Source organism: Pantoea sp. EKM21T, assembly GCF_011800405.1.
Classification (GTDB): domain Bacteria; phylum Pseudomonadota; class Gammaproteobacteria; order Enterobacterales; family Enterobacteriaceae; genus Pantoea; species Pantoea agglomerans.
In genome coordinates this window covers 17612-31495 of record NZ_JAALFV010000018.1, presented here as the reverse complement: position 1 = coordinate 31495, position 13884 = coordinate 17612, and the positions used below count along the sequence as shown (strand labels likewise).

Genomic DNA, 13884 nt, shown 5'->3' with positions numbered 1-13884 from the left:
GCGAGAGTAGGGAACTGCCAGGCATTAAATAAGTGAAGAAGCCCCGCACGAAAGTGCGGGGCTTTTTTACGTCTGCAGATCGTGAAAAACCTCATCATAACCCCCGAAAACAGCCTGAGAACCCCTCTCTGATACGGTAAACTACGGCCAGATAACTCAGTAAAGGCCGTCAAATGTCCAGCCAGCATCCCTCCTTAAAAGCCGACAATACGCTTGGGCTTGAAGTACATACACAGAAACGCATCGTCGCCGAGACGCCAGCCGCCATTCTGGCAGCATGGCAGGCCAGCCAGAGTGATCAAACGCCTTTCCTTGTGCTCGGTGAAGGCAGCAATGTCCTCTTCCTGGAAGATTTTGCCGGTACAGTGGTGCTGAACCGCATCAAAGGCATCAAAATTCAGGATGAATATGAGTGCTGGAAATTGCACGTTGGGGCAGGTGAGAACTGGCATCAGCTGGTTAAAAGCACGCTGGAAAAAGGAATCACAGGCCTGGAAAATCTGGCGTTGATCCCTGGTATGACCGGTTCGGCACCGATTCAGAACATAGGTGCTTATGGCGTGGAATTAAAAGACGTCTGCGAATACGTGGATGTACTTAATCTGCACAGTGGTCAGACAGAACGTCTCGATCGTGAAGCCTGTGAGTTTGGCTATCGTGACAGCATTTTTAAACATCACTACCAGTCAGGCTATGTCATCGTCGCAGTCGGGATAATATTGCCTAAGCAATGGCAACCGGTATTAACCTACGGCGATCTGAAAACGCTCAATCCGGTGACGGCCAATGCCTGGGATGTCTATCACGCGGTATGCCAGATGCGGCAGAGCAAATTACCCGATCCGAAAGTCACCGGTAATGTAGGCAGCTTTTTTAAAAATCCTGTCGTCACCGAGGCGCAGTGCAGCTCACTACTGACGCATTTTCCGGCTATGCCACACTATCTGATGCCAAATGGTGAAATCAAACTGGCAGCAGGATGGCTTATCGATCAGTGCCAGCTGAAAGGTTATCGCATCGGGGGCGCGGCAGTTCACCAGCAACAGGCACTGGTGCTGATCAACGCTGAAAATGCCACACCCGGCGATATCGTTGCGCTGGCAAAAACCGTGCGCGCTCAGGTTGGTGAAAAATTTGATGTCTGGCTTGAGCCCGAAGTGCGCTTTATTCAGGCGCAGGGTGAATGTAATGCCGTCGGGGTGATCGCATGAAAGACCATAATGTTCCGCTAAAGCTGGTTGATATCTTATCTGATGGTGAGTTTCATTCCGGTGAGCAACTGGGTGAAACGCTGGGCATGAGTCGCGCAGCCATAAATAAGCATATCCAGACGTTAAAAAGCTGGGGTCTTGACGTCTATACCGTGACAGGTAAAGGTTACAGTCTCTCTGCCCCGATACAGCTGCTGGATGAGCAGGCGATACTCTCACAGGTTACGCAGGGTAACGTCTCGGTAATCCCGGTGATTGATTCCACAAATCAGTATCTGCTGGAACGTATGCATGAAATGGAGTCGGGTGCTGCCTGCATTGCGGAATATCAGCAGGCGGGTCGCGGCCGTCGTGGCCGTCAGTGGTTTTCGCCCTTTGGCGCGAACCTCTACATGTCTATGTACTGGCGTCTGGAGCAGGGGCCGGCAGCGGCGATGGGTCTGAGCCTGGTAATTGGCATTATCATGGCTGAGACATTACGTTCATTAGGGGCCGATGATGTCCGCGTAAAATGGCCCAATGATATTTACCTGAACGATCGTAAACTGGCGGGTATTCTGGTCGAACTGACAGGTAAAACCGGCGATGCTGCGCAGATCGTGATTGGTGCGGGGATTAACCTGGCGATGCGAACAGCCGATGCATCACAGATTAATCAGGGCTGGATTAACCTGCAGGAGGCCGGGGTAACGGTAAACCGCAATGAGCTGGCGGCACGTCTGATCAATAGTCTGCGCGAAGCTCTGCCGCTCTTTGAGCAGGAGGGATTAACCCCGTTTGTCGCACGCTGGGCTGCGCTGGATAACTTTATTAACCGGCCGGTTAAGCTGCTTATCGGTGAACGTGAGGTCCATGGTATTGCGCGAGGCGTAGACAGCCAGGGTGGCCTGTTACTGGAACAGGATGGCGAAATAAAAGCCTGGGTGGGTGGAGAAATATCACTGCGTCCTGTCTGAGTAAAAAAAGCCTGCAGCAACGCAGGCTTTTTTATGACAGCAGTTATTTACGCAAGCGAACCTTATCGACTGCGTGATCGCCACTTTTGGTCATAATCAGGCTGGCTCGTTCGCGCGTCGGCAGGATATTTTCCTGCAGGTTAAGCCAGTTAATCTCTTTCCATAAATTGCCAGCAATTTCAACCGCTTCTGCTTCTGAAAGCTGGGCGTAATGATGGAAATAGGAGTCCGGATTGGTAAATGCGCCCTGGCGGAATTTCAGGAATCGATTGATATACCAGCTTTGCAAGAGATCTTCCTCTGCATCAACATAGATAGAAAAATCGACGAAGTCTGAAACAAAGACATGATGGGGATCGTGGGGATAGTCCATTCCACTCTGTAATACATTCAGACCTTCCAGAATCAGAATATCAGGCTGCTGTATCACTTTATCGCCATCAGGGATGACATCATAAATCAGATGTGAATAGACCGGAGCAGTCACCTGACTGGCTCCCGACTTCAAATCGGAGACGAAATTGACCAACCGGTGCATATCGTAGGATTGCGGGAATCCTTTTTTCTTCATTAATCCACGCTCTTTCAGCACGGCATTAGGATGAAGGAAGCCATCAGTGGTGATCAATTCGACTTTGCGATGTTCAGGCCAGCGGCTGAGCAAAGCCTGCAAGACACGCGCAGTCGTGCTTTTACCGACCGCTACGCTACCCGCAATACTGATGATATAGGGGATTTTCTGGCCATTGGTGCCCAGAAATTGCTCCAGTACAGCCTGCCGGCGAACGTTAGAACTTATATAAAAATTAAGCAGACGTGAAAGTGGCAGATAAATTTCCGCTACTTCCTCCAGCGAGAGATCCTCGTTGATGCCCTCCAGCTGCGCGATCTCTTCCTCTGACAGCGTCATAGGTACGGAATCACGTAATGCAGCCCATTGCTCACGAGTGAACTCTAAATAAGGCGTTGTCAGGGGGGTCGTTTTATCCATAAGCATGCATCTGACCGCAAATTCATGGCTATCAACCGCGTGTTATCCGATAAGCAGGACAGCACAGGTGAAGTGAATCACGAATCGCTGGTTTATCAGTGAGAACAATGGGCTGGAGGGTATCACCAGTATGGCTTTTAACAGAAGTAAAAAGATAAACGTGATCTCGCTTTCGTCGGTATACCCACAAAACATCATGGTGGCTTTAATTGTTACTGCTTTATCGTTGTTTATGATATTGCAGGTCATCACAGCGCATGTGCGGCTTTTATCTGCTTTTTACATCTGACCAACGTCTGAATGACAAAACGCCGCCATAAGGGCATATAGAGAGGCTGAGGCGGTACAGATTCAATATGTCCCATAAGGACTTCAGCAAACGAACAAACGGCATAGAGTCATTTTGAAAGGCTCCACGCCTGGTCATCGTCGTACCGACATAAGGGACACGCATGTCAAAACAGGCCTGCTTTCTACAGAAAAGTGCCTGCACATGAAAAAAAAGCGCAGGCGAGGTCAAAAAAGCATCGTTCGGTACAGGCGTGTGAAATAAAAATACTCCCTGCAGATCATTTACCTGCTGAAAAGCGGTCCGGAGAGAGGCCTAAGGCATTAGCGCGAGCCGACTGATCCTATGAAAACAGGACCAGATTGCACAAATATTCTGCACAAAAACACTAAAATGCGATGATTTGCACAAATAGTAAGCGATAGAAAAAAATAAGCGATTTTTTAGTTGCATCCAGAGCCCGACCTTCCTAGAATGCGCTCCACTTGATGCCGGCTTAGCTCAGTTGGTAGAGCAACTGACTTGTAATCAGTAGGTCACCAGTTCGATTCCGGTAGCCGGCACCATCAAGTAGGTGGGATTCCCGAGCGGCCAAAGGGAGCAGACTGTAAATCTGCCGTCACAGACTTCGAAGGTTCGAATCCTTCTCCCACCACCATCTCAACCTCGCGGTTGGGTACGCAGATAAACAACCTGTTTATCTGTCAGGTGAGTCACTTATCACCCTGAATTCAGACTGAGCGTTAGCGAAGTCAAAGTCGGTCAGCTTCGCTGACAGGCAGTAGATAATAGAGAAACATCTCTGTTATCTGCAAGCTACAGAAAGAACAGGTAGCCGAGTTCCAGGATGCGGGCATCGTATAATGGCTATTACCTCAGCCTTCCAAGCTGATGATGCGGGTTCGATTCCCGCTGCCCGCTCCAGATGTGCTGATATGGCTCAGTTGGTAGAGCGCACCCTTGGTAAGGGTGAGGTCCCCAGTTCGACTCTGGGTATCAGCACCACTTCCTTTAATCTCCCTCCTGATTTTCTCTGTAACTTCCTTGCAGTCAGGCATTGCCTGGTTAATGTGATGATATCATTGATATATCCGTGTCTTAGAGGGACTAGCGATGGCTAAAGAGCAATTTCAACGTAACAAACTGCACGTAAACGTGGGCACCATCGGTCACGTTGACCACGGTAAAACCACCCTGACTGCAGCTATCACTACCGTACTGGCTAAAACCAACGGCGGCCAGGCTCGTGCATTCGATCAGATCGACAGCACGCCTGAAGAAAAAGCCCGCGGTATCACCATCAACACCGCACACGTTGAGTATGAGACTGCTGCACGTCACTACGCTCACGTTGACTGCCCAGGCCACGCCGACTATGTGAAAAACATGATCACCGGTGCTGCGCAGATGGACGGCGCGATCCTGGTTGTTGCTGCGACTGATGGCCCAATGCCACAGACTCGTGAGCACATCCTGCTGGGTCGTCAGGTTGGCGTTCCTTACATCATCGTGTTCCTGAACAAGTGTGACATGGTTGATGATGAAGAGCTGCTGGAACTGGTAGAGATGGAAGTACGTGACCTGCTGTCACAGTACGACTTCCCAGGCGACGACACCCCAATCGTTCGTGGTTCTGCTCTGAAAGCGCTGGAAGGCGTTCCTGAGTGGGAAGCAAAAATCGTTGAGCTGGCTGAACACCTGGACAACTACATCCCGGATCCAGTCCGTGCGATCGACATGCCGTTCCTGCTGCCAATCGAAGACGTATTCTCAATCTCTGGCCGTGGTACCGTTGTTACCGGTCGTGTTGAGCGCGGCATCGTTAAAGTCGGCGACGAAGTTGAAATCGTGGGTATCAAAGATACTGCGAAATCAACCTGTACCGGTGTTGAGATGTTCCGTAAGCTGCTGGACCAGGGTCAGGCAGGCGAAAACTGTGGTGTTCTGCTGCGCGGTATCAAGCGTGAAGACATCCAGCGTGGCCAGGTTCTGGCTAAGCCAGGCTCAATCAAGCCGCACACCCAGTTCGAGTCAGAAGTTTACGTTCTGTCTAAAGACGAAGGTGGCCGCCATACTCCGTTCTTCAAAGGCTATCGTCCACAGTTCTACTTCCGTACAACTGACGTAACCGGTTCAGTAGAGCTGCCAGAAGGCGTTGAGATGGTCATGCCAGGCGACAACATCAAAATGGTTGTTACCCTGATCCACCCAATCGCAATGGACGAAGGTCTGCGCTTCGCAATCCGCGAAGGTGGCCGTACCGTTGGCGCGGGTGTTGTTGCTAAAGTTATCGCATAATTACCGATAACGTTTGACGCAATGCACACGGAAAGGGCATCATTTGATGCCCTTTTTGCACGCTGTTTCATAGAACCTGGCTCATCAGTGATTTTTTGAATCATAATCATTGCTGAGACAGGCTCTGTTATGCGGCGTTGGATACCGAGTTACGCCCCAAAAGCTCATTCGGTTTGGACGCCTCGCACTGCGGGGCAGAATAGTTTCTGAATTATTGTGGCAGGTTGGTTTATGAGTGCGAATACCGAAGCTCAAGGGAGCGGGCGTGGCCTGGAAGCGGTAAAGTGGGTAGTAGTCGTGTTACTGCTGCTTGCAGCGATTGTAGGTAACTACCTCTATCGTGATGTGTCACTGCCACTGCGTGCTTTAGCCGTAGTTGTACTGATTGCAGCGGCTGGCGGCATTGCGCTTTTAACGACCAAAGGCAAAGCGACCGTGGCTTTTGCTCGTGAAGCAAGAACAGAAATGCGTAAGGTTATCTGGCCAACCCGCCAGGAAACGCTGCACACCACGTTAATCGTTGCCGCGGTTACTGCCGTGATGTCACTGATTTTGTGGGGGCTGGATGGTATTCTGGTCCGTCTGGTATCGTTTATCACTGGCCTGAGGTTCTGAGATGTCTGAAGCTCCAAAGAAACGCTGGTACGTCGTACAGGCGTTTTCCGGTTTTGAAGGCCGCGTAGCACAATCGCTGCGCGAGCATATCAAATTGCACAACATGGAAGAGCTGTTTGGCGACGTCATGGTTCCGACTGAAGAAGTCGTTGAAATTCGTGGTGGCCAGCGTCGTAAGAGCGAGCGCAAGTTTTTCCCGGGATACGTACTGGTTCAGATGGTGATGAATGACGCCAGCTGGCACCTGGTACGCAGCGTCCCACGCGTGATGGGTTTCATCGGCGGTACATCTGACCGTCCGGCACCTATCAGCGATAAAGAAGTTGATGCGATCATGAACCGTCTGCAGCAGGTCGGCGACAAGCCTCGTCCGAAAACGCTGTTTGAGCCAGGTGAAATGGTTCGCGTTAATGACGGTCCTTTTGCTGACTTTAACGGTGTGGTTGAAGATGTGGATTACGAGAAGAGCCGCCTGACGGTATCCGTTTCCATCTTTGGACGTGCCACGCCGGTTGAGCTCGACTTCGGTCAGGTGGAGAAAGGTTAACCTCTTTCCGCTCACAAATTAGCTGTTGCAGCAGGCGCGAAATTTAACTACAATTTCGCGCCTTTTGTTTTTATGCGCTGGCAACAGCGTGTAAATCGTTATCACGGGGAGCCTTTACAGGCGCTATAACCCAATTGAGGAAATATCATGGCTAAGAAAGTCCAAGCCTACGTCAAGCTGCAGGTTGCAGCTGGTATGGCGAACCCAAGTCCACCGGTTGGTCCAGCTCTGGGTCAGCAGGGTGTTAACATCATGGAATTCTGCAAAGCGTTCAACGCTAAGACCGAATCTCTGGAAAAAGGTCTGCCGACTCCTGTTGTTATCACCGTATACAGCGACCGTTCTTTTACCTTCATTACCAAAACGCCTCCGGCTGCCGTACTGCTGAAAAAAGCAGCGGGCATCAAGTCTGGTTCTGGTAAGCCGAACAAAGATAAAGTCGGTAAAGTGACTCGTGCTCAGGTACGTGAAATCGCAGAAACCAAAGCTGCGGACATGACTGGTTCTGACGTTGAAGCGATGACTCGCTCAATCGAAGGTACTGCTCGTTCCATGGGCCTGGTAGTAGAGGACTAAGAAATGGCTAAGCTGACCAAGCGCATGACCGTAATTCGCGACAAAGTTGACGCGACCAAGCAGTATGATATTGCTGAAGCTGTTGCTCTGCTGAAAGAACTGGCTACTGCCAAGTTCGTTGAAAGCGTTGACGTTGCTGTCAACCTCGGCATTGATGCACGTAAATCTGATCAGAACGTTCGCGGCGCGACCGTTCTGCCACACGGTACTGGTCGTTCAGTACGTGTTGCTGTCTTCGCCCAGGGCGCCAACGCTGAAGCTGCTAAAGCAGCAGGCGCTGAGCTGGTAGGCATGGAAGACCTGGCTGATCAGATCAAGAAAGGCGAAATGAATTTTGACGTTGTTATTGCTTCTCCGGATGCAATGCGCGTTGTTGGCCAGCTGGGCCAGATTCTGGGTCCACGTGGCCTGATGCCAAACCCGAAAGTCGGTACTGTAACGCCTAACGTTGCTGAAGCGGTTAAGAACGCTAAAGCGGGTCAGGTTCGTTATCGTAACGACAAAAACGGCATCATCCACACTACCATCGGTAAAGTGGACTTTGACGCTGACAAACTGAAAGAAAACCTGGAATCTCTGCTGGTTGCGCTGAAAAAAGCAAAACCATCTCAGGCGAAAGGCGTGTACATCAAGAAAGTTAGCCTTTCAACCACAATGGGCGCCGGCGTTGCCGTTGACCAGGCTGGTCTGAACGCAACAGCAAACTAATTGCTGCTTGAAACGGGCGAAAAATTCACCTAGAATCTTACGCCCGTTGTTCTGTTATTAACGGAACAGGACACCAGAGTGCCAGAACTGATTGTTGCGTGTATCGCCTTTCCCTCTGACTCTGCTGCGTCGCACAGAATTTAGGTTGGAGCCAGGCCTTATCCTGGCCTCCGTCCAAGACCGCAGGAGCTGCTTATCTCCGGATATTCCGCTTAATACCCTGCGTAGACGGTGACAGAACCAAAAGAATTTTTTCTTAGCTGGATTCTGCTCACCGTGTTCGAGCGCTTATTTCCCCTTGGGGTGAGTAAGTGAAGTGAGTTCCGGGGAAATCCTTTCCCGGTCAAATCCAGGAGCAAAAGCTAATGGCATTAAATCTTCAAGACAAACAAGCGATTGTTGCTGAAGTCAGCGAAGTAGCCAAAGGTGCGCTTTCAGCGGTTGTTGCGGATTCCCGTGGCGTTACCGTTGATAAAATGACCGAACTGCGTAAAGCAGGCCGTGAAGCTGGCGTTTACATGCGTGTTGTTCGTAACACCCTGCTGCGCCGCGTCGTTGAAGGAACTCAGTTTGAGTGCCTGAAAGACACGTTTGTTGGTCCGACCCTGATTGCATATTCTATGGAACACCCGGGCGCTGCTGCTCGTCTGTTCAAAGATTTCGCGAAAGCGAATGCAAAATTTGAGGTCAAAGCTGCAGCCTTTGAAGGTGAGCTGATCACGGCGGCCAATATTGACCGTCTGGCAACGCTGCCGACCTACGAAGAAGCACTGGCACGTCTGATGTCGACCATGAAAGAAGCCGCTGCCGGCAAACTGGTCCGCACTCTGGCTGCTGTACGCGATGCAAAAGAAGCGGCTTAAGGCCATCTTCTTTTCTTCGTACTTGCTTACGTATAAACTTTTTCTGATTCTTAGGAACAATTGTCATGTCTATTACTAAAGACCAAATTCTGGAAGCTGTTGCAGCGATGTCCGTAATGGAAGTAGTTGAGCTGGTTTCTGCTATGGAAGAAAAATTCGGCGTTTCTGCTGCTGCTGCTGTAGCTGTTGCTGCGGGCCCGGCTGAAGCTGTTGAAGAAAAAACTGAATTCGACGTAGTCCTGAAAGCTGTTGGCCCGAACAAGGTTGCAGTAATCAAAGCCGTACGTACTGCAACTGGTCTGGGCCTGAAAGAAGCCAAAGATCTGGTTGAAGCAACTGGCGTAATCAAAGAAGCGATCAGCAAAGATGACGCAGCTGCACTTGAAGCTGCTCTGAAAGAAGCTGGCGCTGAAGTTGAAGTTAAGTAAGACAGCCTTCGGGTTGCAGTCTGAGTAGTTTCAGGCTGATGGCTGGTGACTTTTTGGTCACCAGCCTTTTTGCGCTACAGGGTCTCAATGGGGTTTCACACTGTTTGTCCATTGTTACTCTTCAATATCTTTCTCTATCGACGACTTAATATACCGCTCTACCTGTGCGGGTTCCCTGCCCTCGCAACAGCGATGAAATGATTTAAGCGTGATAGAAAGAGGTATTGCACTGCTGCTGCGCAGCCAGTGAATCAAACAAAATCGTGTTGCATGAACTGTCCTGTCAGGACGGACAGCGTGGGTCGACTTGTCAGCTAGCTGAGGAACCCTATGGTTTACTCCTATACCGAGAAAAAACGTATTCGTAAGGATTTTGGTAAACGTCCGCAAGTACTGGACATACCTTATCTCCTTTCCATCCAGCTCGACTCGTTCCAGAAGTTTATCGAGCAAGATCCAGAAGGTCAGTACGGACTGGAAGCTGCATTCCGCTCTGTATTCCCTATTGCGAGCTACAGCGGCAACTCTGAGTTGCAGTATGTCAGCTATCGCCTGGGTGAACCTGTCTTTGACGTGAAAGAATGTCAGATCCGTGGCGTGACCTATTCGGCACCGCTGCGCGTGAAACTGCGTCTGGTGGTCTATGAGCGCGAAGCGCCAGAAGGCACCGTAAAAGACATTAAAGAACAAGAAGTCTACATGGGCGAAATTCCGCTCATGACCGACAATGGTACCTTTGTTATCAATGGTACCGAGCGCGTTATCGTTTCTCAGCTGCACCGTAGTCCTGGCGTGTTCTTTGATAGCGATAAGGGTAAAACCCACTCATCGGGTAAAGTGCTCTACAACGCACGTATCATCCCTTACCGCGGTTCATGGCTCGACTTTGAGTTTGACCCGAAAGATAACCTGTTTGTCCGTATTGACCGTCGTCGTAAGCTGCCGGCCACTATCATCCTGCGTGCGTTGCAGTTCACTACACCTCAGATCCTCGATATCTTCTTCGAGAAAGTGGTGTTTGAAATTCGCGACAACAAGCTGCAGATGGAGCTGGTGCCTGAGCGCCTGCGCGGTGAAACTGCGACCTTCGATATCGAAGCGAACGGCACCGTCTACGTAGAAAAAGCACGCCGTATTACTGCGCGCCATATCCGTCAGCTGGAAAAAGATGGCATTCAGCACATCGAAGTTCCGGTTGAATATATCGCGGGCAAAGTGGTCGCTAAAGACTACATCGATGAGAGCACCGGTGAGCTGATCATTGCAGCGAACATGGAACTGTCACTGGATCTGCTGGCCAAACTGAGCCAGTCCGGTCACAAGCGCATCGAAACGCTGTTCACCAACGATCTGGACCACGGTCCATATATGTCCGAGACCCTGCGTGTCGACCCAACCAGCGATCGTCTGAGCGCACTGGTTGAGATCTACCGCATGATGCGTCCTGGTGAGCCGCCAACACGCGAAGCAGCAGAGAACCTGTTTGAGAACCTGTTCTTCTCTGAAGATCGTTACGATCTTTCTGCTGTGGGTCGTATGAAGTTCAACCGTTCATTGCTGCGTGATGAAATCGAAGGTTCAGGCATCCTGAGCAAAGATGACATCATCGAAGTGATGAAGAAGCTGATCGACATCCGTAACGGTAAAGGCGAAGTGGACGATATCGACCACCTCGGTAACCGTCGTATTCGTTCAGTCGGTGAAATGGCTGAGAACCAGTTCCGTGTCGGTCTGGTACGTGTTGAGCGTGCCGTGAAAGAGCGTCTGTCACTGGGCGACCTTGATACACTGATGCCACAGGACATGATCAACGCGAAGCCAATTTCGGCCGCGGTGAAAGAGTTCTTTGGTTCCAGCCAGCTTTCTCAGTTTATGGATCAGAACAACCCGCTATCAGAGATTACGCACAAACGTCGTATCTCTGCTCTCGGCCCGGGTGGTTTGACGCGTGAGCGTGCCGGCTTCGAAGTGCGTGACGTACACCCAACGCACTATGGTCGTGTCTGCCCAATCGAAACCCCTGAAGGCCCGAACATCGGTCTGATCAACTCCTTGTCTGTGTATGCACAGACCAACGAGTACGGTTTCCTTGAGACGCCTTACCGCCGTGTTATCGACGGTCTGGTTTCTGACGAGATTCACTACCTCTCTGCTATCGAAGAGGGTAACTACGTTATCGCTCAGGCGAACGCCCCTCTTGATGATAACGGCGCGTTTGTTGATGACCTGGTCACCTGCCGTAGCAAAGGCGAATCAAGTCTGTTCAGCCGCGATCAGGTTGACTACATGGACGTTTCGACTCAACAGATCGTTTCTGTCGGTGCGTCCCTGATCCCGTTCCTGGAACACGATGATGCTAACCGCGCCCTGATGGGTGCGAACATGCAACGTCAGGCCGTTCCGACTCTGCGTGCTGATAAGCCGCTGGTTGGTACGGGTATGGAACGTGCTGTTGCCGTTGACTCCGGTGTAACTGCCGTTGCCAAACGTGGCGGTACCGTACAGTACGTCGACGCATCACGTATCGTTATCAAAGTTAACGAAGACGAAATGCATGCTGGCGAAGCCGGTATCGACATTTACAACCTGACCAAATATACCCGTTCTAACCAGAACACCTGCATCAACCAGATGCCATGTGTTTCTCTGGGTGAGCCGGTTGAGCGCGGCGACGTGCTGGCAGATGGCCCGTCCACCGATCTGGGTGAACTGGCGCTGGGCCAGAACATGCGCGTAGCGTTCATGCCGTGGAACGGTTACAACTTCGAAGACTCCATCCTGGTCTCCGAGCGTGTGGTTCAGGAAGATCGCTTTACGACTATCCACATTCAGGAACTGGCTTGCGTGTCGCGTGACACCAAACTGGGGCCGGAAGAGATTACCGCTGATATCCCGAACGTGGGTGAAGCTGCACTCTCTAAACTGGATGAGTCAGGCATCGTCTACATCGGTGCTGAAGTGACCGGTGGCGACATTCTGGTTGGTAAGGTTACGCCGAAAGGTGAAACCCAGCTGACGCCAGAAGAGAAACTGCTGCGCGCTATCTTCGGTGAAAAAGCCTCTGACGTGAAAGATTCGTCACTGCGCGTACCGAATGGCGTGTCAGGCACCGTGATCGACGTTCAGGTCTTTACCCGCGATGGCGTGGAAAAAGACAAACGTGCGCTGGAAATTGAAGAGATGCAGCTGAAGCAGGCCAAGAAAGACCTGTCTGAAGAACTGCAGATTCTGGAAGCGGGCCTGTTCAGCCGTATCCAGAACGTATTGATTTCTGGTGGCGTTGAAGCAGACAAACTGGACAAGCTGCCGCGCGAGCGCTGGCTGGAACTGGGTCTGACTGACGAAGCCAAGCAAAACCAGCTGGAGCAGCTGGCAGAGCAGTACGACGAGCTGAAGCACGAGTTTGAGAAAAAACTCGAAGGTAAGCGTCGTAAAATCACCCAGGGCGATGATCTGGCACCAGGCGTGCTGAAAATCGTTAAGGTTTATCTGGCTGTTAAGCGTCAGATTCAGCCGGGTGACAAAATGGCAGGCCGTCACGGTAACAAAGGTGTTATCTCTAAGATCAACCCGATCGAAGATATGCCTTACGATGAAAACGGCACGCCGGTTGACATCGTTCTGAACCCGCTGGGCGTACCATCGCGTATGAACATCGGTCAGATTCTGGAAACCCACCTGGGTATGGCAGCGAAAGGCATCGGCGAGAAGATCAACGCCATGCTCAAAAAGCAGGAAGACGTCGCGAAACTGCGCGAATTCATCCAGCGCGCCTATGACCTGGGTAGCGATCTGCGTCAGAAAGTTGACCTGAACACCTTCTCCGACGACGAAGTATTGCGTCTGGCTGAGAACCTGAAGAAAGGTATGCCAATCGCCACTCCGGTGTTTGATGGCGCGAAAGAGAGCGAAATCAAAGAGCTGCTGCAGCTCGGCGGCTTGCCTTCTTCCGGTCAGATTACCCTGTTTGACGGCCGTACCGGTGAGCAGTTCGAACGTCAGGTAACCGTTGGCTACATGTACATGCTGAAACTCAACCACCTGGTTGATGACAAGATGCATGCACGTTCAACCGGTTCCTACAGCCTGGTTACTCAGCAGCCGCTGGGTGGTAAGGCACAGTTCGGTGGTCAGCGCTTTGGTGAGATGGAAGTATGGGCACTGGAAGCATATGGTGCCGCGTATACCCTGCAGGAAATGCTTACCGTTAAGTCTGATGACGTCAACGGCCGTACCAAGATGTATAAAAACATCGTTGACGGTAACCATCAGATGGAACCGGGCATGCCGGAATCCTTCAACGTACTGTTGAAAGAGATTCGCTCGCTGGGTATCAACATCGAGCTGGAAGACGAGTAACCCCCTTTTCAGGCTGCGGTTCGCCGCCGCCTGAAAGCGCAGG

Annotated in this window: 11 protein-coding genes and 4 tRNA genes; 14 read left to right on the top strand and 1 reads right to left on the bottom strand. The window is 51.2% G+C overall.

What is annotated here, in order from left to right; translation table 11 throughout:
- Positions 1-173 precede the first annotated feature (173 nt).
- Both murB and birA read left to right on the top strand, forming a co-directional pair.
- On the top strand, positions 174-1211 hold the full coding sequence (murB, locus tag HFD87_RS22460; protein ID WP_010672229.1) for a UDP-N-acetylmuramate dehydrogenase: 1038 nt from the start codon (positions 174-176) through the stop codon (positions 1209-1211).
- Entirely contained in the window at positions 1208-2167 is a 960-nt protein-coding gene (gene birA / locus HFD87_RS22455) for a bifunctional biotin--[acetyl-CoA-carboxylase] ligase/biotin operon repressor BirA (RefSeq protein ID WP_010261004.1), read from the top strand. The genes murB and birA overlap by 4 nt, the downstream gene beginning before the upstream one ends.
- A gap of 43 nt (positions 2168-2210) precedes the next feature.
- On the opposite strand, the gene coaA is transcribed toward birA, so the two are convergent.
- On the bottom strand, positions 2211-3158 hold the full coding sequence (gene coaA / locus HFD87_RS22450; RefSeq protein WP_010672227.1) for a type I pantothenate kinase: 948 nt from the start codon (positions 3156-3158) through the stop codon (positions 2211-2213).
- Positions 3159-3937: 779 nt separating this feature from the next.
- Here coaA and HFD87_RS22445 point away from each other — a divergent pair.
- The 12 genes from HFD87_RS22445 to rpoB all read left to right on the top strand — a co-directional run bounded on the left by HFD87_RS22445 (position 3938) and on the right by rpoB (position 13841).
- Positions 3938-4013: transfer RNA gene (locus HFD87_RS22445), tRNA-Thr, on the top strand.
- 7 nt (positions 4014-4020) lie between these two features.
- Positions 4021-4105 (top strand) — tRNA-Tyr (locus tag HFD87_RS22440).
- 191 nt (positions 4106-4296) lie between these two features.
- A tRNA-Gly gene (locus HFD87_RS22435) sits at positions 4297-4371 on the top strand.
- Positions 4372-4376: 5 nt separating this feature from the next.
- Positions 4377-4452: transfer RNA gene (locus HFD87_RS22430), tRNA-Thr, on the top strand.
- 108 nt (positions 4453-4560) lie between these two features.
- Positions 4561-5745: an elongation factor Tu gene (gene tuf / locus HFD87_RS22425; protein WP_010261012.1), complete on the top strand. Its 1185-nt coding sequence runs from the start codon at positions 4561-4563 to the stop codon at positions 5743-5745.
- Positions 5746-5976: 231 nt separating this feature from the next.
- The gene (gene secE / locus HFD87_RS22420; RefSeq protein ID WP_008927141.1) at positions 5977-6360 is read left to right on the top strand and encodes a preprotein translocase subunit SecE; all 384 of its coding nucleotides are present in this window, start codon (positions 5977-5979) and stop codon (positions 6358-6360) included.
- Position 6361: 1 nt separating this feature from the next.
- Positions 6362-6907, top strand: coding sequence for a transcription termination/antitermination protein NusG (gene nusG, locus HFD87_RS22415; protein WP_003848088.1), 546 nt, complete (start codon positions 6362-6364; stop codon positions 6905-6907).
- Positions 6908-7054: 147 nt separating this feature from the next.
- Positions 7055-7483, top strand: a complete 429-nt coding sequence (gene rplK / locus HFD87_RS22410; protein ID WP_006121495.1) for a 50S ribosomal protein L11 — start codon at positions 7055-7057, stop codon at positions 7481-7483.
- Positions 7484-7486: 3 nt separating this feature from the next.
- Positions 7487-8191, top strand: a complete 705-nt coding sequence (rplA, locus tag HFD87_RS22405) for a 50S ribosomal protein L1 (protein ID WP_010261038.1) — start codon at positions 7487-7489, stop codon at positions 8189-8191.
- 365 nt (positions 8192-8556) lie between these two features.
- Complete coding sequence (rplJ, locus tag HFD87_RS22400; RefSeq protein WP_003848098.1) at positions 8557-9054, top strand: 50S ribosomal protein L10; 498 nt, start codon at positions 8557-8559, stop codon at positions 9052-9054.
- A gap of 65 nt (positions 9055-9119) precedes the next feature.
- On the top strand, positions 9120-9482 hold the full coding sequence (gene rplL, locus HFD87_RS22395) for a 50S ribosomal protein L7/L12 (protein ID WP_008927142.1): 363 nt from the start codon (positions 9120-9122) through the stop codon (positions 9480-9482).
- A gap of 330 nt (positions 9483-9812) precedes the next feature.
- Positions 9813-13841, top strand: a complete 4029-nt coding sequence (rpoB, locus tag HFD87_RS22390; protein WP_010261046.1) for a DNA-directed RNA polymerase subunit beta — start codon at positions 9813-9815, stop codon at positions 13839-13841.
- Positions 13842-13884 lie beyond the last annotated feature (43 nt).